The organism is Variovorax ginsengisoli (assembly GCF_030811835.1).
Classification (GTDB): Bacteria; Pseudomonadota; Gammaproteobacteria; order Burkholderiales; family Burkholderiaceae_C; genus Variovorax; species Variovorax ginsengisoli_C.
The window spans coordinates 230,075-251,004 of sequence record NZ_JAUSRO010000006.1; the positions used below are offsets into that span (position 1 = coordinate 230,075).

The following is a 20,930-nucleotide window of genomic DNA, read 5'->3' on the forward strand; positions in this document are numbered from 1 at the left end:
TTTCCTCAGACCTTCAGCGCGGGCACGTCGACCCAGCGACGGTCCTTCCACGACGCGAGCGCAGCCTCGACCAGCTGCACGCCCTTGGCGCCTTCGGGCAACGTCCACTTGTACGGCGCGTTTTCGACCACGTGGCGGATGAAGTGCTCCCACTGGATCTTGAAGCCGTTGTCGTAGACCTGCGAGTCGGGGATCTCCTGCCACTGGTCGAAGAAGTTCATCGTCTGCTTCTCGTCAGGGTTCCACACCGGGCGCGGCGTGGCCACGCGCGACTGCGCACGGCAGCTCGACAGGCCCGCCACGGCCGAGCCATCGGTGCCGTCGACATGGAAGGTGACGAGGTCGTCCCGGCGCACGCGCGTGACCCAGCTCATGTTGATCTGCGCGATCACCGGCTCGCCGTTGTGGCCCGTGAGTTCGCAGGTCGCATAGGCGGCGTCGTCGGCGGTCGCTTCGTACGGTTGGTCGTTCTCGTCCCAGCGCTTGGGGATGTGCGTTGCGCCGAGGCAGCTCACCGACTTCACTTCGCCGAACAGGTTGTCCAGCACGTAGCGCCAGTGGCACATCATGTCCAGGATCATCCCGCCCCCGTCTTCCTTGCGGTAGTTCCAGCTCGGGCGCTGGATCGGTTGCAGGTCGCCCTCGAACACCCAGTAGCCGAACTCCAGGCGCACGCTCAGCATGCGGCCGAAGAAGCCGGCGCGGCGCAGCATGTCGAGCTTGCGCAGGCCCGGCAGGAAGAGCTTGTCCTGCACGGCGCCGTGCTTGAGGCCCGAGCCTTCTGCGAGGCGTGCGATCTCGACTGCTTCGTTGAGGTTGGTCGCGATCGGCTTCTCGCAGTACACGTGCTTGCCCGCGCGGATCGCCTTGGCGAGCAGGGTGGGGCGCATCTGGGTGGTGCCGGCGTCGAAGAAGATCGTGTCGTCGGGGTTCTCGAGTGCGGCGTCGAGGTCGGTGCCCCAACGCGCGATGCCGTGCTTCTTGGCCAGCGCTTCCATCTTCTCGGCGTTGCGGCCGATGAGGATCGGGTCGGGCATGACCTTGTCGCCGTTCGACAGCGTCACCCCGCCTTGCGCGCGGATGGCGCAGATGGAGCGGATCAAATGCTGGTTCATGCCCATGCGTCCGGTGACGCCGTGCATGATGAGTCCGAGTCGTTGTGTAGCCATGGTTGTTCGGTGGTGCGGTGGGGTTACTGGGGTTGCAGGCCTGCGGCCTTCACGAGTGCGGCGTTGCTCTTGATCTCGTCCTTGATGTACGTGTCGAACTGCTCGGGCTTGAGCGTCCAGGCATCGGCGCCCAGCTTCAGGAAGCGTTCTTTCACCTCGGGCGAGGCGAGCGCCTTCTCGACTTCGTCGTGCAGCTTGTTGACGATGTCGCGTGGTGTCTTGGCCGGCACCATCATCCCGATCCAGAAGTTGAATTCCGATCCCGGCACACCGGCTTCTGCGGTGGTCGGCACGTTGGGCAAGGCGGCGGCGCGTTTGGGTGAGCCGACGGCCAGCGCCAGCAGCGTGCCTTCCTTGATCTGGCCGATCACCGGGGCGATGGGCGAGAAGTAGTAGTCGACGCGGCCCGACAGCACTTCGGTCACCGCCTCGCCCGATCCTTTGAAGGGAATGTTGGTCGCATCGATCTTCGCGGCCATCTTGAATTTCTCGGCATTCAGGTGCGTGGCGCTACCTTGGCCGGCCGACGCAAAGTTGATGGTGCCCGGCTTGGCACGGGCCAGGTCCACCAGTTCCTGCAGCGTCTTGATGTTCTTCGACGGCGAGATCACCAGCGCGTTCGGCAGCGATGAGATCGGTGTCACGCCCGCGAAGTCGTGGACCGTGTCGAACGGCAACTTCGCGAAGGTCGACGGGCTCACGGTGTGCGACGACGAGTGGATCATGACCGTGTAGCCGTCGGGCGCCGCCGTCGCCACCGCCTGCTGGCCGATGGTGCCGCTGGCGCCGCCGCGGTTGTCGATCACCAACGTCTGTCCCATGCTCTGGCTCATCTTGTCGGCGATGGCGCGCGCAATGATGTCGGTCGTGCTTCCGGCAGCGAAAGGCACCACCACGCGGATCGGCTTGTTGGGATAAGTGCCTTGCGCCATGGCACTAGGGGTGGCCAGGCTGGCGAGCCCGGCGAGGGACGCCGTGAGGGCAAGACGGATGAAGGAAGTCATGAGCGTTGTCTCCTGCGAGTCGGTCATGCCGACGATGTTGTTGCAGATCAATTCACTAATTGGTGAATTAGATGCAATTCTGCGCAACGCCGCGACCGCGGTCAATCGCTCGACCGGTTGGCATGCTTGGTAGTTACCCGAAGAGAGACGCGGCGCGGACGGGGGAGTGCACGCGCAGGGGTGTCAGCGCAGGACGTAGCCCAGCACCAGTTCCGTGATGTGCGAAAGGCGTTGCGCGAGCGCCTTGGGCGCGCGCAGGTCACGGCCGAAGATCACTGACAGCGTCGGGTTGTTCGACAGGTAGAAGTAGCAGATCGATGCAATCGAAATGTAGAGCTGGATCGGATCGATGCCGTCGCGAAACAGTCCCTCGCGGCGACCGCGCTCGAGCACGTCGGCAAGCAACTGCACCAGGGGGGAATTCATCTCCTGGATGCGTGCCGACTGCTTGAGATGCACCGCCTGGTGCAGGTTCTCGCTGTTGAGCAGCGTGATGAATTCCGGGTGGTCGAGGTAGTAATGCCAGGTGAACGACACCAATTGCCGCACGGCTTCGACCGGGTCCATGGCATCGAGATGCAGGGCTTGTTCGGCCGCGCGAATGTCGGCGTAAGTGCGCTCCAGCACGGCCAGGAACAGGTCGTCCTTGTTGCCAAAGTAATAGTAGATCAGGCGCTTGTTGACGCCCGCCTGCTCGGCGATCCGGTCGATGCGCGCACCGGCGTGGCCATGCTGCGCAAACTCCTCCATGGCGGCCTGCAGGATGGCCTGCTGCGACTTGTCGGCGTCGCGGGTGCGCGGGAGGGGGGCGGTCGAAGCAGCCATGGATGTGATTTTGGTAACCAGTTGGAGAATTATGGTGGCGATGTGACGCCACGCGGGCGCGCGCTGCTCATAATCGGCTTTCCATTCTCAGCCCATCATTTTCATGAGCGCACAGCATGCAGGCCGACTGATCGTCGAATGCCTGGTCGAACAAGGCGTCGAATTCGCATTCGGCGTTCCCGGCGAAAGTTTTCTCGCGGTGCTCGACGGCTTTCATGCCTTCAGCGAGCGCATCCGGTTCATTGTCAATCGGCAGGAGGGCGGTGCCGCCTTCATGGCCGAGGCTCATGGCAAGCTCACCGGCCGCCCGGGCATCTGCTTTGTCACGCGGGGGCCGGGCGCCACCAACGCGTCGATCGGTGTGCACAACGCCTTCCAGGATTCGACGCCGATGGTGCTCTTCGTCGGTGACGTGGGCAGCGACTTCCGCGACCGGGAGGCGTTCCAGGAGGTCGACTACGGTGCCTTCTTCGGCCCGAGCACCAAGGGTTTCGCCAAGCGCGTCGAGCGCATCGACGATGCCGACCGCATTCCGGAATACATCTCGCGCGCCTTCGCCACGGCCATGAACGGTCGGCCTGGCCCGGTGGTGCTGGTGTTGCCCGAGGACATGCTGCGCACGATGACGTCGGTGCGCCCCCTGCCGCGCGTGGAAGCCGTGCAACCGTGGAGCGACCCGGGTGCGTTGCGCACGCTGCGGCAATTGCTGATGAAGGCGCAGCGGCCCTTCGTCATCGCGGGTGGCGGTGGCTGGACGCCGCAGGCGGCGCAGGCGTTGCATCGCTTTGCGGAAAACTGGCGCCTTCCGGTGGGCAACGCGTTCCGCTTCCAGGACACCTTCGACAACCACCATCCGCTGTATGCGGGCGACGTAGGCATTGCGATCAATCCCAAGCTGGCAGCACGCGTGAAGGAGGCCGACCTGGTGATCGCCATCGGGCCGCGGCTCGGCGAGATGACCACTGGGGGCTACACGCTGCTGGAGGCACCCAAGGCGCGGCAGACGCTGGTGCACATTCACGCAAGCGCCGAGGAACTCCATCGTGTCTACCAGGCCGACCTCGCCATCAACGCGGGCGCCAGTGCGGCTGCACGCAGCCTGGAGGTGTTGAGCGCCCCACCCGAACTGCCCTGGGAAGCGTGGACGGCGGCCGCCCATGCCGACTACCTCTCGAATCTTGAGCCTCAGGCGCTGACGGGTCTGAGTGATGACGCGCCGCGTGGCGCAGTAGACATGGCAGCGGTCGTGGCGTTGCTGCAGCAGCACTTGCCCGCAGACGCGGCCATCACCAACGGCGCAGGCAACTTTGCGAGCTGGGTGCATCGTTTCTTTCGCTATCACGGCCTGGCCAAAGGCCACAAGACGCAACTCGCCCCCACCAGTGGTGCCATGGGCTACGGCGTGCCTGCGGGCATCGCCGCCAATCTCACGACCGGGCGCGTGGCCTTCACGATCGCGGGCGATGGCGATTTCCTGATGAACGGCCAGGAGCTTGCCACTGCTGTCCAGCATGGTGGCAAAAGCATCATCGTGCTGCTCAACAACGGCATGTTCGGCACCATCCGCATGCATCAGGAGCGCGAGTATCCGCAGAACGTCAGTGGTACCGCGCTGCGCAACCCGGACTTCTGTGCGCTGGCACGCGCCTACGGTTATGCGGCCGAGCAGGTGACGGCCACCGATCAATTCGAAGCAGCGCTGCTTCGCGCGCTGGCGGCCGATACCGGCACGCTCATCGAGATTCCACTCGACCCCGAGGTGATCACCACGCGCACGACGCTGTCGGCGATATCGAAGGCAGCACAGCAAACGCACTGAGCGCAGCGCTTGGGCACAGGCCATCGGCTTGCGCGAAGCAGACGAAAGAAAGCCGGCGTGAGCCGGCTTTCTTTGTGCTTGAAGGCGCACGAGGCGCCGACGGCTTACTTGACGTGCTTGCCGATCAGGGCAGCGAGTTCGAACATCGAGACTTGCGGCTTGCCAAAGATCGCCTTGAGCTTCGCATCGGCATTGATGTTGCGCTTGTTGGCCTTGTCCTGCAGGTCGTTCTTCTTGATGTAGTCCCACAGCTTGCTGACGACGGCGGTGCGCGGCAGGGGCGTGGAACCGACCACGGCAGCCAGCTCGGCGCTCGGTGTCAGGGCCTTCATGAATGCAGCGTTGGGCGTGCGCTTCTTGGCCGGAGCTTCCTTTGCCGCGGGTGCCGCGGCCTTTGCTGGTGCAGCCTTCTTCGCAGGCGCTGCTGCCTTCTTCGCTGGGGCAGCGGCTTTCTTTGCCGGCGCTTTCTTTGCAGTTGCCATGGTTGGATTTCCTTTTTTGGTTGGACATTCACCAATGAAAAGCGATGTCTCCACTGGCTGCCAGCATGCTAAATGAGAAAAAACGCGTTTCCAAGGGGAAAAGAGACTTTTTCCCCTGGGGCTGTTGTTTTTTCAGAGGGAAACGCAAGCTCGCACACGGTCGTGTGTGCAAACCTTTCACACGTTGCCGTGTCGCAGCGCTTTTCGTCGCGAAGGCCATGTCGCGAGCACGACACCCAGCAGGGCCACGGCGAAGGCAATCAACTGCAACGACGACAGGCTTTCGCCCAGGACCGCCACGCCCACGACCGCCGCGCTGACCGGCAGCATGACACTGAAAACACCCGCCTGCGCGGCAGGCACGCGCTTGAGGCCTGTCATCCACAACCACACGGTCCAGATGCTCGCGGCCAAGGCGTACACGCACAGCAACGCCCACATGCCGACCTCCACGCTCGCAAAGTCGAAGCGCAAGGCCCACCAGATCCCGAAGGGCGTCGACAGCACGAAGCCCCACAGGTTGATCAGCGATGAAATGCGCTTGGGGCTGAGCTTACCGGTGAGCGACTTGCCGATGACCGCGTAAGCCGATTCGCAGAGCACCGCGCAGAACACCAGCAGGTTGCCCAGCCAGGGCATGGCCGCGGGCGAGTGGTTGCCCGGCGCACCGCCCTGCGCGGCACCGTGCGTGCCGGCTGTCGGCGCAAGTGCCAGCAGGCCGATGCCCAATGCAGCGCATCCGATGGCCAGCCCGATGCGCAGCGTGATGCGCTCGCGCAGGAACAGCCAGCTCGCAATGGCGACCATGGCGGGGATCGACGCCATGATCACGCCCGCCGACACTGCGCTCGTCATGCTCACGCCAAAGAGCATGCAGATCGAGAACATGAAGTTGCCGAGGAAGGATTCCAGAAAGACCAGGCCGCGCGTGCGACGCGTCATCGGTGCTTCGCCGTCCGGACGGCGCAGCCAGTGCGGCATCGCCAGCGCCGCCACGCCAAAGCGCAGCCACGCCAGCAGCAGCACGGGAAAGATGGCGACGAGCGGCTTGGAAAGCGCGACATAGCTGCCGACCAGGGTCATGCTGAGCGCCAGGCTGCCGTAGGCCAGCAGGCGCCCGGAAGCGCCGTCGGGCGGTAGGAGATCGTTGTTCAATAGACTCACGCAGAACAGGTGTGACAGATGGATTCAATGATGCCCCATTCCAGTTCGGCGCCCGTGGCGCGCCACGTTTTCGTCTACGGCACGCTGCGGCATGGTGGCCGCAACGACATTGCGCGTTACGAGCCCGCGCCGGTCTTCGTTGCACGGGCGACCCTCGCGGGCACGCTGTACGACCTGGGCACCCATCCAGGCGCGGTCCTGGGGGGCGATGGATGCATTCAGGGCGAGGTCTATCGCATCACCGCCGAAGTCGAGCGCGAACTCGACGTGCTGGAAGAGGTGAACGACGACGACACCGGCGAGTATCTGAAGCGCGAACGAACCGTGCGCGGCGAAACCGCAAGCTGGGATTGCCTGGTCTACGAAATCCAGCCCGATCGCGTCGTGGGCATGCCGGTGATTGCGGGAGGCGATTGGCTGCTCAAGGGCGGCAATGAGCCATGAAAAACAACCAGGGCTTCGGCACGCGTGGTGCGCACGGGCATCAGGCGAGGATGCATTTCACACGCGAACATGCGTTATCGCATGATGAAATCCGCAGATGCTGCAGCGCAATAATTTTTCTCAATATAAGAAAATTGATTTCGTATTGAGAAATATATTCGTAAGTTGTTGATTTTGTTGATTGAAAAATATGTCTTCTATAAGACATAAGAGTGAGACTGGTCCCTTAAAGTAGATGCCAAGGCCCCAGCGGCCGAACGCTTCAACCCACCTCCGGAGAGACCATGCCCCAGACCCTGACCGAACAACTCAGCCGTGAACAACAGATTGCTGCCCTGGAAAAAGACTGGGCAACCAACCCGCGCTGGAAGGGCGTGAAGCGCGGCTACAGCGCGGCCGACGTCGTCCGTCTGCGCGGGTCCTTCCCCATCGAGCACACGCTGGCCAAGCGCGGCGCGGAAAAGCTGTGGGACAAGATCAATGGCGGCGCCAAGAAGGGCTACGTCAATGCCTTCGGCGCGATCAGCGCTGGCCAGGCCATGCAACAGGCCAAGGCGGGCCTCGAAGCGGTGTACCTGTCGGGCTGGCAAGTTGCCGCCGACGGCAACACCTCGGAAAACATGTACCCCGACCAGTCGTTGTATGCCTACGACTCGGTGCCCACGATGGTCCGCCGCATCAACAACACCTTCAAGCGCGCCGATGAAATCCAGTGGGGCCGCGGCATCAATCCGGGCGACAAGGAATTCATCGACTACTTCCTGCCGATCGTGGCCGATGCCGAAGCGGGCTTCGGCGGTGTGCTCAATGCCTTCGAACTGATGAAGAACATGATCGCCTCCGGCGCGGCCGGCGTGCATTTCGAAGATCAGTTGGCCGCAGTGAAGAAGTGCGGCCACATGGGCGGCAAGGTGCTCGTGCCGACGCATGAAGCGTGCGAAAAGCTGATCTCGGCACGTTTCGCTGCCGACGTCATGGGTGTGTCGACCATCGTGCTGGCGCGCACCGATGCCGAAGCCGCCAACCTGATCACGTCGGACCACGACGCGAACGACAAGCCCTTCCTCACCGGAGAGCGTACGCAGGAAGGCTTCTACCGCGTGAAGAACGGCCTGGAGCAGGCCATCAGCCGCGGCGTTGCCTATGCGCCCTACGCCGATCTGGTGTGGTGCGAAACCGGTGTGCCGGACATCGGCTTCGCCCGCGAATTCGCGCAGGCGGTGCACGCGGCCTGCCCGGGCAAGATGCTGTCGTACAACTGCTCGCCCTCGTTCAACTGGAAGAAGAACCTCGACGACAAGCAGATCGCCTCGTTCCAGGAAGACCTCAGCGCGCTCGGCTACAAGTACCAGTTCATCACGCTGGCCGGCATCCACATCAACTGGTTCAACACCTTCCAGTTCGCCCACGCATACGCCAACGGCGAAGGCATGAAGCACTACGTGAACATGGTGCAGGAACCCGAGTTCGCCGCACGCGACAAGGGCTACACCTTCGTGTCGCACCAGCAGGAAGTCGGCGCGGGCTACTTCGACGACGTGACCACTGTGATCCAGGGCGGTACGTCCAGCGTCAAGGCGCTGAGCGGTTCCACCGAGGAAGAACAGTTCCACTGAGCTGTCTTGCTGTCACGTTGAGCCCGGCCGCGTGCCGGGCTTTTTTTGGGTATGCACGCAAGGTGAGGGACGAATCCCTGTCTGCTCGGCCTGTCGATTGGAGCGGACCGGCTAGAATCACTGGCATTCCGTCTATCCACAAGAGCGAGAAAGGCACCCTGGTTATGACACCGCGAACTACGACCACCGCTTTGAGCGGCGCTTCCTTCCAAGGATCGCGCCGGTAGTCCGCGCACGCTGGTCTTCCAGCCGTTCAACCAGCAAAGCGCGGTCATCCACCGCGCTTTTTTGTTTTTCCAGCCCAAGGTTTCCATGATCCAGATCACGCTCCCCGACAACTCGCAGCGCGAGTACCCCGGCCCGGTTTCGGTCGCTGATGTCGCCAGGTCCATCGGTCCCGGCCTCGCCAAGATGACGGTCGCCGGCAAGGTCGACGGCAAGCTCGTCGACGCCAGCGACATCATCGACCACGATGCGAAGTTGCAGATCATCACGCCCAAGGACGATGAAGGCCTGGAAATCATCCGCCACTCCACGGCCCACCTGGTCGGCCATGCGGTCAAGCAGCTGTACCCGACGGCCAAGATGGTCATCGGGCCGGTGATCGACGAAGGCTTCTACTACGACATCTCGTACGAGCGCCCCTTCACGCCCGAGGACATGGCGGCGATCGAGGAGCGCATGAAGGCCCTGATCGCGCAGGACTATGACGTCGTCAAGAAAGTGACGCCCCGCGCCGAGGTGATCGAGGTCTTCAAGTCGCGTGGTGAGGACTACAAGTTGCGCCTGGTCGAGGACATGCCCGATGAAACGGCCATGGGCCTGTACTACCACCAGGAATACGTCGACATGTGCCGCGGTCCGCACGTGCCGAACACGCGTTTCCTGAAGGTCTTCAAGCTCACGAAGCTTGCCGGTGCCTACTGGCGCGGCGACGCGAAGAACGAGCAACTGCAGCGCATCTACGGCACGGCCTGGGCCGACAAGAAGCAGCTCGAGCAGTACATCCAGCGCATCGAGGAAGCCGAAAAGCGCGACCACCGCAAGCTGGGTAAGGAACTCGACCTGTTCCACATCGACGAAGTCGCGCCCGGCGTGGTGTTCTGGCATCCAAAGGGCTGGGCCATGTGGCAGCAGGTCGAGCAGTACATGCGCAAGGTGTACCGCGACACCGACTACCAGGAAGTCAAGGGACCGCAGATCCTGGACAAAAGCCTGTGGGAGAAAACGGGCCACTGGCAGAACTACCGTGACAACATGTTCACGACGGAGTCGGAAAAGCGCGAGTACGCCCTCAAGCCGATGAACTGCCCGGGCCACGTGCTCATCTTCAAGAGCGACCTGCGCAGCTATCGCGACCTGCCGATCCGTTATGGCGAGTTCGGCCAGTGCCACCGCAACGAGCCCTCGGGCGCGCTGCACGGCATCATGCGCGTGCGCGGCTTTACGCAGGACGACGGCCATGTGTTCTGCACGGAAGACCACATCCTGGACGAATGCGTGGCCTACACGGCCAAGCTGCAGAAGGTGTACGCCGACTTCGGCTTCACGGACATCCTCTACAAGGTTGCCACGCGGCCGGACAACCGCGTGGGTTCCGATGAGCTCTGGGACAAGGCGGAGTTCGCCTGCATGGAGGCTTTGCGCCGCTCGGGCGTCGAATTCATCGTCTCGCCGGGCGACGGCGCTTTCTACGGTCCGAAAATCGAATACACGTTGCGCGACGCGATCGGGCGCCACTGGCAGTGCGGCACGATGCAGGTCGACTTCAACACGGCCGAGCGCCTGGGCGCCGAGTACGTGACGGAAAGCAGCGGTCGCGCGCACCCCGTGATGCTGCACCGCGCGATCGTCGGCAGCCTGGAGCGTTTCATCGGCATGCTGATCGAACATCACGCCGGCGCGATGCCTGCTTGGCTCGCACCAGTCCAAGTTTCGGTGCTCAATATCAGCGAGGGACAGTCCGACTATGCGGCCTCAGTTGCTAAAACGCTGCAGGATCAAGGGCTTAGGGTTCAGCTCGATCTGCACAACGAGAAGATAACGTATAAAATACGCAAGCATTCGTTGCAAAAGCTTCCTTACATCCTTGTCGTGGGCGACAAGGAAAAGGAAGCAGGTGCCGTCGCAGTGCGCGCCCGGGGCAATGTTGACCTCGGTGCCATGTCTCTTGAAGCGTTCTCCCAAAAGATCGCCGAAGACATCCAACACAAGCGCTGATTGTTTATCCAGAAGCTGCTTGTGGGCGCACGCTCTACGGTGTTAGCTACAATTTTTGTAGCAAATTGATTGAAGGACCCTGACCATCGCTACTGCATTTCGCGACCGCCGCCACCGCGAGGAACGCCAACACCGCCTGAACCGGGAAATCATGGCCCCGGAAGTTCGCCTGATCGGGCCCGAGAACGAGCCATTGGGTGTTGTGAGCATCACCGAGGCTTTGCGCCTGGCCGGTGAGCAGGACGTCGATCTGGTGGAAGTCGTTGCGGCTGCCAATCCACCCGTCTGCCGACTGATCGAGTACGGAAAGTTCAAGTACCACGAGCAGAAGAAGGCCGCCGAGGCGAAGTCCAAGCAGAAGGTCATCGAGGTCAAGGAAATCAAGTTCCGGCCCGGTACCGACGACGGCGACTACAACATCAAGATGCGCAATATCAAGCGTTTTCTTGAAGACGGCGATAAGTGCAAGATCACGCTGCGGTTCCGCGGTCGGGAAATCACGCACCAGGAGTTGGGTTTGGCCTTGCTGCAACGCATTCGCGATGAGCTGGGCGACCTGATCATGGTCGAGCAGTTTCCGAAACTGGAAGGCCGTCAGATGATCATGATGATCGCGCCGGGCCGCAAGAAGGCCGGCGGTGCTGCAAAGCCCGCTGCAGAAGCCGCTTCGGCGCCTGCAACGGCCTGATCCAGCTGGGTTTGTCGAAGGGATTTCGGTGCTGCCGGGGCCGCAAGGCCAGGGCAGCGCTGCGATGAAGAAGTGTCTCGGGGCCAACAAGTCCGTGGAGTATCCGCGGCGCCTCACGAGCACAAATTAAAGGAGCATGAACATGCCCAAAATGAAGACCAAGAGCAGCGCGAAAAAACGTTTCCGCGTTCGTCCAGGTGGCACCGTCAAGCGCGGTCAAGCCTTCAAGCGTCACATCTTGACGAAGAAGACCACCAAGAACAAGCGCCATCTGCGCGGTGCAGTCGCGGTCCACGAAACCAACATGGTTTCGATGGCTGCCATGCTGCCCGGTCGTGGCATTTAATCAAGACGAACAAGGAGTACTCACATGCCTCGCGTCAAACGTGGTGTAACGGCTCGCGCCCGCCACAAGAAAGTTCTCGCCCTTGCAAAGGGTTTCCGCGGTCGTCGCGGCAATGTCTTCCGCGTCGCCAAACAGGCGGTGATGAAGGCGGGCCAATACGCCTACCGTGACCGCCGCACGAAGAAGCGTGTTTTCCGTCAATTGTGGATCGCGCGTATCAACGCCGCCTCGCGTGAACTGGGCATGACCTATAGCCAGTTCGCCAACGGCATCCGCAAGGCCGGTATCGAGATCGACCGCAAGGTCCTGGCCGATATCGCCGTGCACGACAAGGCCGCTTTTGCCGGCATCGTGGAGCAGGTCCGGGCCAAGCTGGCCGCTTGATCCTGCACAGCAGGCCGCTGTCCTCGTGATGGCGGCTTGCGCCCACGGTATGAGGGCTGGCGCTTGAAAGAGCCCAGCCCTTTTTTCATGGCCCGCGCCATTCCCCTTTTTCTCCGAAGCATTTCATGAACGAGTTGGACACCCTGGTCGACAACGCACGCGCCGCATTCGCGCAAGCCAAGGCCCCGGCCGATCTCGAGAACGCGAAGGCGCAGTTCCTCGGGAAATCCGGGCGCATCACCGAACTCATGAAGGGCATGGCGCAGCTCGCGGTCGAGGAAAAGAAATCCCGCGGCGCCGCCATCAACGTGGCCAAGCAGGCCATTGAAGCCGCCTTGACCGACCGCCGCCAGCAGCTCGCCGACGAGGAACTCGCCGTTCAGCTGCGCGCCGAGTCGCTCGACGTCACGCTGCCGGGTCGCAAGCATGTCGGCGGCGGTCTGCACCCGGTCAGCCGAACGCTCGAACGCATCGAAGCGATCTTCTCCAGCATGGGTTTCGATGTGGCCGACGGCCCCGAAATCGAAAGCGACTGGCACAGCTTCACCTCGCTGAACAACCCGCCGAACCATCCGGCGCGTTCGATGCAGGACACCTTCTACGTCGACATCGATGGCGATGACGGCGTGCCCTACAACCTGCGTCCGCACACCAGCCCGATGCAGGTTCGCTATGCGCATCAACACATCAAGAAGCATGCGGCCGCCTTCGAAGCTGCTGCGGCCGACACGACCGGCACGGTCAAGGCGCCCGAGATCCGCGTGATCGCGCCCGGCCGTACCTACCGCGTCGACAGCGATGCCACGCACTCGCCGATGTTCCATCAGTGCGAAGGCCTGTGGCTGGGCGAGAACGTGAGCTTCAAGGACCTGAAGGTCGTGTTCACCGACTTCTGCCGCACCTTCTTCGAGAGCGACGATCTGGTGCTGCGCTTTCGCCCCAGCTTCTTTCCCTTCACCGAACCGAGCGCCGAGATCGACATCCAGTTCCAGAGCGGCCCCTTGGCCGGCCGCTGGCTCGAGGTCGCGGGTTCGGGCCAGGTGCATCCGAACGTGGTGCGCAACATGGGCCTGGACCCCGAGCGCTACATCGGCTTTGCCTTCGGCATGGGCCCCGACCGGCTCACGATGCTGCGCTACGGCGTGAACGACCTGCGCCTGTTCTTCGACGGCGACCTGCGCTTCCTGTCGCAGTTCCAGTGACCCTTCCACAGATCTAACGAGAACAGAAGATGCAATTCCCCGAGTCCTGGTTGCGCGAGTTCTGCAACCCGCCGCTGTCCAGCGCCGAACTGGCCGAAACGCTCACGATGGGTGGTTTTGAAGTCGAAGAGCGCCGTCCGGTGGCTCCGCCCTTCAGCAAGATCGTCGTCGGCGAAATCAAGCAAGCCGAGCAGCACCCGAATGCCGATCGCCTGCGCGTGTGCCAGGTTGACGTGGGGCAGGGCGCACTGCTCAACATCGTGTGCGGCGCACCCAATGCGCGGGTGGGCATCAAGGTGCCCTGTGCGCTGGTCGGCGCCGAACTGCCACCGGGCGATGACGGCAAGCCGTTCCTGATCAAGATCGGCAAACTGCGCGGCGTCGAGAGCCAGGGCATGCTCTGCTCGGCGCGCGAGCTCAAGCTCAACGAAGACCACGCGGGCCTGCTGGAACTCGGCGCCGATGCGCCAGTGGGCGCGAATGTGCGCGACGTGCTCAAGCTCGACGACGCGCTGCTGACGCTCAAGCTGACGCCCAACCTGGCCCACGGCCTGAGCGTCTACGGCATCGCCCGCGAACTGGCTGCACTGACGGGTGCGTCGCTGAAGTCGCCTGCCATCGCCGCGGTGCCAGCGGCGCACACGGACACGCTGGAGGTGAAGGTCGAAGCGCCCGAACTCTGTGGCCGTTTCTCCGGCCGGATCGTCCGCAACGTCGACACGAAGGCGGTCACGCCGGCCTGGATGGTGGAGCGCCTGGCGCGCTGCGGCCAACGCAGCGTGTCGCCGCTGGTGGACATCTCGAATTACGTGATGTTCGAGTACGGCCAGCCGAGCCATATCTTCGACCTGGACAAGATCCACGGCGGTCTCGTCGTGCGCTGGGGGCGTCCGGGCGAGCAGCTCAAGCTGCTCAACGGCAACACGGTGACGGTCGATGAAAAGGTCGGCGTGATCGCGGACGCGCGCGAGGTCGAATCGCTGGCCGGCATCATGGGCGGCGACGCCACGGCCGTGTCCGACGACACGACCCACATCTATGTGGAGGCTGCGTTCTGGTGGCCCGAAGCCATCCAGGGGCGTTCGCGCCGCTTCAACTTCTCGACCGATGCGGGCCATCGGTTCGAACGTGGGGTGGACCCCAGCCGCACGGTGGAGATCATCGAGCGCATCACGCAGCTCGTCATCGACATCTGCGGTGGCGAAGCCGGCCCGATCGATGACAAGACCTTGAGCCTGCCAGAGGCCAAACCGGTGACGCTGCGTGTCGCGCGTGCGGCCCGCGTGATCGGCATGCCGGTCACGCAGGCGCAATGCGTCGACGCGCTGCGACGCCTCGGCCTGCCGATCGAGGAGGGCGAAGGCACCATCGTCGTGACGCCTGCGCCGCATCGCTTCGACCTGTTGATCGAGGAAGACCTGATCGAAGAAGTCGCGCGCCTGATCGGCTACAACAACCTGCCGACCACGCCGCCGCTCGCTCCGATCACAGCGCGCGTGCGTCCGGAGGCGCAGCGCAGCCGCTTCGCAGTGCGTCACCGCGTGGCGTCACTGGGCTATCAGGAAACCATCAACTTCAGCTTCGTCGAGGCGCACTGGGAACAGGACCTCGCGGGCAATGCCAATCCGGTGAAGCTGCTGAACCCGATCGCCAGCCAGATGAGCGTGATGCGCTCGTCGCTGATCGGCTCGCTGCTGCAGGTCCTGAAGTTCAACCTCGACCGCAAGGCGCCGCGCGTGCGCGTGTTCGAACTGGGCCGCGTGTTCCTGCGGGATGACCGCGTCGTCACGACCGACAGCACCGTCAAGGGCATCCACCAGCCGATGCGTGTGGCCGGCCTGGCCTGGGGTGATGCCCAGGATGCACGCTGGGACGGCAAGGCGCAGCGCGTCGATTTCTTCGACGTGAAGGGCGATGTGCAGGCATTGCTCGCACCGCTGGTCGCCACGTTCGAGCCCATCGAGCATCCCGCGCTGCATCCCGGGCGGGCGGCGCGTGTGCGCGTCGATGGCCTCGATGTCGGCGTGATCGGCGAGTTGCATCCGCGCTGGCGCCAGAAGTGGGACTTCGCGCACGCGCCGGTGCTGTTCGAACTTGATCTTGACGCAGTGACAGCCCGCGCAGTGCCAGTGGCACGGCCGGTGCCTCGGCTGCAGGCGGTGGAGCGCGACATTGCGGTGGTCGTGCCCGAAGCCGTGACGCACGCTGCATTGATGCAGGCAATCCAGGGCGCAGCCACGCAGGACCTGTTGCGAGAAGCGGCGCTGTTCGACATCTATCGTCCGCAGGCCGCGCGCGACGGCAGCGCGGCGCCTGCGGGGGGGCTGGCAGCCGGTGAGAAGAGCATGGCCGTGCGCCTGAGCTTCCAGAGTGACAGCGGGCCGCTGACCGACGAACAGATCGACCCGGTCGTGCAGGCCATCATCGACCAACTCGGCGCCCGGCTCGGTGCGCGTCTCCGAGGATGAAAGTCATGGATTTCACGCTCGAAGCCCTGGAAACGCCAGCACTCACCAAGGCGCACCTGGCCGAACTGCTGTTCGAGCAGATCGGCCTGAACAAGCGCGAATCGAAGGACATGGTCGAAGCCTTCTTCGATCTGGTTTCCAGCAGCCTGATCGAAGGCAACGACGTCAAGATCTCCGGCTTCGGGAATTTCCAGATCCGGGTCAAGGCGCCGCGGCCTGGCCGCAATCCGCGCACGGGCGAAGCCATTCCGATCGGCGCGCGTCGGGTTGCAACCTTCCATGCGAGTGCCAAGCTCAAGGACCAGATTCAGGGAAATGTCACGGAAGATGGTGCTGGTGCGGTTGAGTGGACGGTCGGCGCACAGTAACATTTTGTCGAGGGCGCAGGTGTGGGGTAACCTATGAGGTTTCGCTCGCACTGGCCTGATTTCAATGGAGAAAACACTCCCCCCGATTCCCGTTAAACGCTACTTCACCATCGGTGAGGTGGGCGAACTCTGTGGAGTCAAGCCGCACGTGCTTCGCTACTGGGAGCAGGAATTCACGCAGCTGCGCCCGATGAAGCGACGCGGCAATCGCCGCTATTACCAGCACCACGAGGTGCTGATGATCCGCCGAATTCGTGACCTGCTTTACGACCAGGGTTTCACCATCAGCGGTGCACGCAACAAGCTGCAGGAACTGGCTCAAAGCGAGCGCGAGCGACGCAGGCTCGGTGAGCCGGTGTCAGAGGATTCTGCGGTCGAGAACGTCGAATCAGCGGAACTGGCGCCCGAAGACTTCGAGGCCGCAGTCGAGGAAGAGCTCAAGGCCCAGCCCGACGCGCCTCCACCTTTCGAAGCCTCGAACGTCATCCAGATTCGTCGCGAACTGTTAGAAATACGTGAGCTGCTGGAGTCGGGTTACTGAAAGAGTCAGGGTATAATTTGAGGCTTCGGTGTGTGGCGCAGCCTGGTAGCGCACTTGCATGGGGTGCAAGGGGTCGAAGGTTCGAATCCTTTCACACCGACCAATAAAACGTCCAAGGGCGTCCGGAATCATCCACCGGACGCCCTTTTTCATTGGAGCGGCAGGTAGTCAACTACCAAGGTTGTCCAGGGCGGTCCGTTGACTGCCAGCCCCACACCCGGGAATATTCCGGGGAACCAACCTTGGGCAGCTATCCTGAGGTGACGCTCAAGGCCGTCCGGCTGGCCCGCGAGATCGCGCTGACGGTATCCATCTGGCGCAGGCGCGCAAGCTTGCCAAGTTCAAGCGGGCGGTGGCAGAGGGCGATACCTTCAAGGCGACGGCGCTGGAGTGGTACAGCCGTAACGAAGCGCGCTGGAGTAGCCACATAAAAAAGGCCAGCCAGTACGCGAAAGCCGCCTCATCGCGCGCTTGCAACCAGTGGTCGCAACCGTCGCTCCAGCCCACCGAAGATCGAAGCCACAGCAGCCTCCAGCACCGGCAGCATCGGATTCGCATCCACCTTGCGCCGCAGCAGCGCGAGCACTTCGTTCGGCGCAGGACGTTGCAGACCCTTGAGCACGACACCCTCGATCGCGAGCAGTGACGTGGAGGCCGGCACCAGTGCAACGCCCAGCCCGGCACCGACCAGTTCCAGCACACCGTGCACGGTGCTCGCCTCGTAGCGGATGCGCGGGCTGAAGCCGGCCTGGCTGCAGAGATGGATCGACTGGTCGAAGTAGGCCGGACCCCGATGCCGCGTGAAGGCCACGAAGCTGCTCTCGGCGAAGCGCTGGAGATCGACGGCACGCGCAGCGGGCGCGCCTTCCAACGGGAGCGCTAGGCAGAACGGGTCGGGCATCTGGTGCGCCACGACCAGGCGTGGATGCCGCGCTGGAACGCGCGCGATGCCGGCATCGATGTGGCCGGCCACCAGCGCATCGGCCTGTTCGGAACTGATCATCTCCCGGAGTTCGAGCTGCAAGCGAGGGCGCTTCTGGCGCAGCAGCCGCACCAGCGCCGGCAGCACCGTGCTGCTGGCCGAAGGCACGAAGCCGAGGCTGATCCCCCCACCGTCGCCTTCGCCAGCATCGCGCGCCACGTCGCCGAGCCGCGCGAACCGGTCGAGCAGAAAGCGCGCCTCGGGCAACAGCGCCTGGCCGGCGGCAGTGAGCTGCATGCCCTTGGGATGCCGCACGAACAGCGGCACGCCAAGTTCCTCCTCGAGCTGGCGGATCTGCGTCGACAGGGGCGGCTGGGCGATGAAGAGCTTCTCCGCGGCGCGGCTCAGGTTGCCGGTCTCGGCGACCACGCGAAAGTACCTCAGGTGACGCAGCTCCATCGAATCTCCATATCTCGTGAGTATGGGAAATATACAAAATCGATCTTTGAAGTATCCGGGGATCTTTCCAACAATGCGTTCTCCAAATACAAGGAGACAACGATGAAGATCAAGACAGGGGCTGCGCTGCTGGCGGCCTGCGCCATCGGCACGCCCGCACTGGCCGCGACGGACACCTGGCCCGTCAAGCCGGTACGGATCATCGTGCCGGCTCCAGCCGGCAGCTCGCTCGACGTGATCGCACGTGCGCTCAGCGACAAGCTGCGCATCGGCTGGAAGCAGCCTGTCGTCATCGAGAACAAGCCCGGCGCTGGCGGCCTGATCGGCATGGACACGGTCGCCAAAGCCACGCCAGACGGCCACACGCTGGGCATCGGATTCAACGGGCCGATTGCCTTCGGCCCGTTCATGTACAAGAAGATGCCCTATGTGCCATCACGCGATCTGTTGCCGATCGTGATGACGACCTCGCAGCCGAACGTGCTCGCGGTGCCTGCCGCCAACCCGGCGCGCACGCTGCCCGAGTTCGTGGCCTGGGCAAAGAAGCAGGGCGACGGTGTGAACTATGCGTCGGTGGGGGCGGGCAGTTCTTCGCATCTCACGATGGAGCTGTTTCGCAGCACGGCCGGCATCCAGGCCGTGCACGTGCCCTTTGCCGGATCACCGCCGGCCGGTCTCAGCGTGGCCGCCGGCGAGACGCAGGCGCTCTTCACCGTTGCGCCGGCCTTGCTGCCGCTGATCCAGGGCAAGCGCATCCGCCTGCTGGCGGTGACGAGCGCTCAGCGCTCACCGCTCATGCCGGAGCTCCCGACGGTCGCCGAGTCCGGCTATCCGGGCTTCGAGTCGCTCGCGTGGAATGGCCTGTTCACTGCAGCAGGCACGCCCGTCGACCTGATCGGCCGCATCAACACCGACGTCAACGCAGCACTGAAGGACCCGGGCGTGAAGGACCAGCTCGCAGCCCAGGGGCTGGTGGCCATGGGCGGCACGCCCGCGGAATTCAAGCGTTTCATCGAGGCCGAGCGCTCGAAATGGGGCGCCATCATCCAACAGGTCGGCATCAAGCTCGACCAATGAAAGTACCCGCCATGCAAGCCCTGCGCAAGACCACCGCTGCGGCGGGCCTCGAACTCGTCGATGTGCCGCTGCCCGCCGCTTCCCATGCGGACGAAACCTTGGTGCGCGTGCGTGCCACCGGCATCTGCGGCAGCGACCTGCACGTGGACGACTGGACACCCAGCTACGCCTTCATCACACAGAGTCTGCCCGTGACCATCGGCCACGAATTCGTGGGTGTGGCGCAGAGCGGCCCGCTGGCCGGTCGGCGCGTGGTGGTACGACCGTCCGTGACCTGTGGCACCTGCGCCGCCTGCACCGTCGGCAATCACGATGCCTGCGAGCGCCGCACCGGCATCGGCATGACGCGCGACGGGGCCTTCGCACCCTGGGTGCGCGTGCCGCTGCGCAACTGCGTGCCGGTGCCCGACGGCCTGAGCGACGAACTGGCGGCGCTCACCGAGCCGCTGTCGATCTCGATGCAGGCGCTTCGCGTCGCTGGCGACGTGCGTGGCCAGCGCGTGCTGGTGATGGGCCCGGGCACCATCGGCCAGGGCATTGCGGTGCTGGCGCGTCGCGCCGGCGCGGCGCAGGTCGTCGTCAGCGGCTTCGACGATGCACCGCGCCTGGACGCGCTGCGCCGGATGGGCTTCGATGCACTGTGCGACGTCGCCCAGACCTCGCTGGCCGAAGCCACGACATCATTCACCGACGGTCAACCATTCGATATCGTGTTCGAGGCCACCGGCGTCCCCGAAACGATCCAAGACGCGCTGGCGCTGCTGCGCCGCAACGGCATCGTGGTCGTCACCGGCATCCACGCACGGCCGCTCTCGCTCGACCTGACCGCGCTGGTGCGCAAGCAGCAGCAGTTGCGCGGCTCCTTCCGTCCGCCTGAATCCGACTGGCCGGAGGCGCTCGCGCTGATGGCCGAGATCGGCGACCTGATGGCGCCGATGGTGAGCCACGTGCTGCCGCTGTCGCAGGCGCACGAGGGCTTCGCATTGGCGCATGGCAAGGCCGCGAGCAAGGTGCTGCTGTGCCCGGGTGACGGCGATGGCGATGGCGATGACTGAGCGCGCCGGTGCGCTGCTCGCGCTCTGGAACGACGTAACACCTGCGCTCGACGCGACGTACAACGCGTGGCATGCGCAGGAGCACGTGCCCGAGCGCTGCACCGTGCCGGGCATCCTCTGGGGCCGACGCTTCGGCCAGACACAATCGGGCGCGATGCCGCGCTACCTCACGCTCTACGGCCTGCGCGATGCAGCGGTGCTCGACAGCGCGGCCTACCAGCGCCTGCTCAGCGAACCGACGCCGGCCAGCCGCGCGATGCGGCCGGAACTGTGCAACCTGTCGCGCTGGGTCTGCCGCCTGGACGCGGAAGGTGACACCGCGCACGGCAGCCATCTCCTGGTCGCCACCTTCGTCTCGCAGACGGATGCCGACGCTGCCTTGGGCAAGCTTCCGGTCTCGGCGATCAGCTCGGCGTTGCGCGGCTTGCGCCTGCACGATGCGAGCCCACTGCCCTGGCTGCGCAGTGGTCAGGACAAGGCGGTCGAGGGCGAGGTGCTACTCTGCCTGCCGGTCAGCGCGCAGGACTCGGAGGAGGCCGCGCGGCGGCTTGGCGACGTCGTCGTTTACGCGCGCTTGCCCGTCGGTGGCGGCTGATAGCCACCTGAACCGGAGCGGTCGAACGCTCGATGCCAACGGGTCTCAGGGTTCATGCCGGCCTGAGAACCCGCTTCGCGCC

General features: G+C 63.9%; 21 protein-coding genes and 1 tRNA gene. 16 read left to right on the plus strand and 6 right to left on the minus strand.

Features of this window, described 5'->3' with window-relative positions; genetic code table 11:
- Positions 1-5: 5 nt before the first annotated feature.
- Complete coding sequence (locus tag J2W36_RS11280; RefSeq protein ID WP_307689819.1) at positions 6-1,169, minus strand: Gfo/Idh/MocA family protein; 1,164 nt, start codon at positions 1,167-1,169, stop codon at positions 6-8.
- Positions 1,170-1,192: 23 nt separating this feature from the next.
- Complete coding sequence (locus tag J2W36_RS11285) at positions 1,193-2,101, minus strand: tripartite tricarboxylate transporter substrate binding protein (RefSeq protein ID WP_307689952.1); 909 nt, start codon at positions 2,099-2,101, stop codon at positions 1,193-1,195.
- Positions 2,102-2,171: 70 nt separating this feature from the next.
- Here J2W36_RS11285 and J2W36_RS11290 point away from each other — a divergent pair, with 70 nt between their 5' ends.
- On the plus strand, positions 2,172-2,306 hold the full coding sequence (locus tag J2W36_RS11290; RefSeq protein WP_307689820.1) for a hypothetical protein: 135 nt from the start codon (positions 2,172-2,174) through the stop codon (positions 2,304-2,306).
- 50 nt (positions 2,307-2,356) lie between these two features.
- Here J2W36_RS11290 and J2W36_RS11295 read toward each other — a convergent pair whose 3' ends face one another.
- Positions 2,357-2,998, minus strand: a complete 642-nt coding sequence (locus tag J2W36_RS11295) for a TetR/AcrR family transcriptional regulator (RefSeq protein ID WP_307689821.1) — start codon at positions 2,996-2,998, stop codon at positions 2,357-2,359.
- Positions 2,999-3,101: 103 nt separating this feature from the next.
- Between J2W36_RS11295 and J2W36_RS11300 the strand changes: the two genes are divergently transcribed.
- Entirely contained in the window at positions 3,102-4,817 is a 1,716-nt protein-coding gene (locus J2W36_RS11300; RefSeq protein ID WP_307689822.1) for a thiamine pyrophosphate-binding protein, read from the plus strand.
- A 104-nt stretch (positions 4,818-4,921) separates the two neighbouring features.
- On the opposite strand, the gene J2W36_RS11305 is transcribed toward J2W36_RS11300, so the two are convergent.
- Positions 4,922-5,299, minus strand: a complete 378-nt coding sequence (locus J2W36_RS11305; protein WP_307689823.1) for an SWIB/MDM2 domain-containing protein — start codon at positions 5,297-5,299, stop codon at positions 4,922-4,924.
- Positions 5,300-5,476: 177 nt separating this feature from the next.
- Positions 5,477-6,382 carry a DMT family transporter gene (locus tag J2W36_RS11310; RefSeq protein WP_370869306.1) on the minus strand — a complete coding sequence of 302 codons (906 nt, stop codon included), beginning with the start codon at positions 6,380-6,382 and terminating at the stop codon, positions 5,477-5,479.
- Between the two features lie 111 nt (positions 6,383-6,493).
- Between J2W36_RS11310 and J2W36_RS11315 the strand changes: the two genes are divergently transcribed.
- The 11 genes from J2W36_RS11315 (at position 6,494) to J2W36_RS11365 (ending at position 16,843) form a co-directional block, all read left to right on the plus strand.
- Positions 6,494-6,907: a gamma-glutamylcyclotransferase family protein gene (locus tag J2W36_RS11315; RefSeq protein ID WP_307689825.1), complete on the plus strand. Its 414-nt coding sequence runs from the start codon at positions 6,494-6,496 to the stop codon at positions 6,905-6,907.
- 284 nt (positions 6,908-7,191) lie between these two features.
- Positions 7,192-8,523 (plus strand): isocitrate lyase, encoded by a 1,332-nt coding sequence (aceA, locus tag J2W36_RS11320; protein WP_307689826.1) that lies wholly within the window; start codon positions 7,192-7,194, stop codon positions 8,521-8,523.
- 312 nt (positions 8,524-8,835) lie between these two features.
- Entirely contained in the window at positions 8,836-10,743 is a 1,908-nt protein-coding gene (thrS, locus tag J2W36_RS11325) for a threonine--tRNA ligase (RefSeq protein WP_307689827.1), read from the plus strand.
- A gap of 79 nt (positions 10,744-10,822) precedes the next feature.
- Positions 10,823-11,431 (plus strand): translation initiation factor IF-3, encoded by a 609-nt coding sequence (infC, locus tag J2W36_RS11330; RefSeq protein WP_307689953.1) that lies wholly within the window; start codon positions 10,823-10,825, stop codon positions 11,429-11,431.
- Positions 11,432-11,573: 142 nt separating this feature from the next.
- Positions 11,574-11,777, plus strand: a complete 204-nt coding sequence (rpmI, locus tag J2W36_RS11335) for a 50S ribosomal protein L35 (RefSeq protein ID WP_298926708.1) — start codon at positions 11,574-11,576, stop codon at positions 11,775-11,777.
- Positions 11,778-11,801: 24 nt separating this feature from the next.
- Positions 11,802-12,161: a 50S ribosomal protein L20 gene (rplT, locus tag J2W36_RS11340; RefSeq protein WP_307689828.1), complete on the plus strand. Its 360-nt coding sequence runs from the start codon at positions 11,802-11,804 to the stop codon at positions 12,159-12,161.
- Positions 12,162-12,286: 125 nt separating this feature from the next.
- Positions 12,287-13,363: a phenylalanine--tRNA ligase subunit alpha gene (gene pheS, locus J2W36_RS11345; protein WP_307689829.1), complete on the plus strand. Its 1,077-nt coding sequence runs from the start codon at positions 12,287-12,289 to the stop codon at positions 13,361-13,363.
- 29 nt (positions 13,364-13,392) lie between these two features.
- Complete coding sequence (pheT, locus tag J2W36_RS11350; RefSeq protein ID WP_307689830.1) at positions 13,393-15,831, plus strand: phenylalanine--tRNA ligase subunit beta; 2,439 nt, start codon at positions 13,393-13,395, stop codon at positions 15,829-15,831.
- Positions 15,832-15,836: 5 nt separating this feature from the next.
- Complete coding sequence (locus tag J2W36_RS11355) at positions 15,837-16,199, plus strand: integration host factor subunit alpha (RefSeq protein ID WP_307689831.1); 363 nt, start codon at positions 15,837-15,839, stop codon at positions 16,197-16,199.
- Positions 16,200-16,263: 64 nt separating this feature from the next.
- Positions 16,264-16,740 (plus strand): MerR family transcriptional regulator, encoded by a 477-nt coding sequence (locus J2W36_RS11360; RefSeq protein WP_307689832.1) that lies wholly within the window; start codon positions 16,264-16,266, stop codon positions 16,738-16,740.
- Between the two features lie 26 nt (positions 16,741-16,766).
- A tRNA-Pro gene (locus J2W36_RS11365) sits at positions 16,767-16,843 on the plus strand.
- 357 nt (positions 16,844-17,200) lie between these two features.
- Here J2W36_RS11365 and J2W36_RS11370 read toward each other — a convergent pair.
- Entirely contained in the window at positions 17,201-18,121 is a 921-nt protein-coding gene (locus tag J2W36_RS11370) for a LysR family transcriptional regulator (protein ID WP_307689833.1), read from the minus strand.
- A 102-nt stretch (positions 18,122-18,223) separates the two neighbouring features.
- Between J2W36_RS11370 and J2W36_RS11375 the strand changes: the two genes are divergently transcribed.
- The 3 genes from J2W36_RS11375 to J2W36_RS11385 are packed head-to-tail and all read left to right on the plus strand — an operon-like array spanning position 18,224 to position 20,848.
- The gene (locus tag J2W36_RS11375) at positions 18,224-19,198 is read left to right on the plus strand and encodes a Bug family tripartite tricarboxylate transporter substrate binding protein (RefSeq protein WP_370869298.1); all 975 of its coding nucleotides are present in this window, start codon (positions 18,224-18,226) and stop codon (positions 19,196-19,198) included.
- Positions 19,195-20,253, plus strand: a complete 1,059-nt coding sequence (locus tag J2W36_RS11380; RefSeq protein WP_307689834.1) for a zinc-dependent alcohol dehydrogenase — start codon at positions 19,195-19,197, stop codon at positions 20,251-20,253. The genes J2W36_RS11375 and J2W36_RS11380 overlap by 4 nt, the downstream gene beginning before the upstream one ends.
- Positions 20,246-20,848 (plus strand): hypothetical protein, encoded by a 603-nt coding sequence (locus J2W36_RS11385; RefSeq protein WP_307689835.1) that lies wholly within the window; start codon positions 20,246-20,248, stop codon positions 20,846-20,848. The genes J2W36_RS11380 and J2W36_RS11385 overlap by 8 nt, the downstream gene beginning before the upstream one ends.
- The last annotated feature ends 82 nt before the right edge of the window (positions 20,849-20,930 follow it).

Bases quoted from the DNA above. Each gene is read 5' to 3' on its own strand.
- J2W36_RS11280 (WP_307689819.1), bottom strand. From the start codon at position 1,169: ATGGCTACACAACGACTCGGACTCATCATGCACGGCGTCACCGGACGC.
- J2W36_RS11285 (WP_307689952.1), bottom strand. From the start codon at position 2,101: ATGGCGCAAGGCACTTATCCCAACAAGCCGATCCGCGTGGTGGTGCCT.
- J2W36_RS11290 (WP_307689820.1), top strand. From the start codon at position 2,172: ATGAGCGTTGTCTCCTGCGAGTCGGTCATGCCGACGATGTTGTTGCAG.
- J2W36_RS11295 (WP_307689821.1), bottom strand. From the start codon at position 2,998: ATGGCTGCTTCGACCGCCCCCCTCCCGCGCACCCGCGACGCCGACAAG.
- J2W36_RS11300 (WP_307689822.1), top strand. From the start codon at position 3,102: ATGAGCGCACAGCATGCAGGCCGACTGATCGTCGAATGCCTGGTCGAA.
- J2W36_RS11305 (WP_307689823.1), bottom strand. From the start codon at position 5,299: ATGGCAACTGCAAAGAAAGCGCCGGCAAAGAAAGCCGCTGCCCCAGCG.
- J2W36_RS11310 (WP_370869306.1), bottom strand. From the start codon at position 6,382: ATGACCCTGGTCGGCAGCTATGTCGCGCTTTCCAAGCCGCTCGTCGCC.
- J2W36_RS11315 (WP_307689825.1), top strand. From the start codon at position 6,494: ATGCCCCATTCCAGTTCGGCGCCCGTGGCGCGCCACGTTTTCGTCTAC.
- aceA (WP_307689826.1), top strand. From the start codon at position 7,192: ATGCCCCAGACCCTGACCGAACAACTCAGCCGTGAACAACAGATTGCT.
- thrS (WP_307689827.1), top strand. From the start codon at position 8,836: ATGATCCAGATCACGCTCCCCGACAACTCGCAGCGCGAGTACCCCGGC.
- rpmI (WP_298926708.1), top strand. From the start codon at position 11,574: ATGCCCAAAATGAAGACCAAGAGCAGCGCGAAAAAACGTTTCCGCGTT.
- rplT (WP_307689828.1), top strand. From the start codon at position 11,802: ATGCCTCGCGTCAAACGTGGTGTAACGGCTCGCGCCCGCCACAAGAAA.
- pheS (WP_307689829.1), top strand. From the start codon at position 12,287: ATGAACGAGTTGGACACCCTGGTCGACAACGCACGCGCCGCATTCGCG.
- pheT (WP_307689830.1), top strand. From the start codon at position 13,393: ATGCAATTCCCCGAGTCCTGGTTGCGCGAGTTCTGCAACCCGCCGCTG.
- J2W36_RS11355 (WP_307689831.1), top strand. From the start codon at position 15,837: ATGGATTTCACGCTCGAAGCCCTGGAAACGCCAGCACTCACCAAGGCG.
- J2W36_RS11360 (WP_307689832.1), top strand. From the start codon at position 16,264: ATGGAGAAAACACTCCCCCCGATTCCCGTTAAACGCTACTTCACCATC.
- J2W36_RS11370 (WP_307689833.1), bottom strand. From the start codon at position 18,121: ATGGAGCTGCGTCACCTGAGGTACTTTCGCGTGGTCGCCGAGACCGGC.
- J2W36_RS11375 (WP_370869298.1), top strand. From the start codon at position 18,224: ATGAAGATCAAGACAGGGGCTGCGCTGCTGGCGGCCTGCGCCATCGGC.
- J2W36_RS11380 (WP_307689834.1), top strand. From the start codon at position 19,195: ATGAAAGTACCCGCCATGCAAGCCCTGCGCAAGACCACCGCTGCGGCG.
- J2W36_RS11385 (WP_307689835.1), top strand. From the start codon at position 20,246: ATGACTGAGCGCGCCGGTGCGCTGCTCGCGCTCTGGAACGACGTAACA.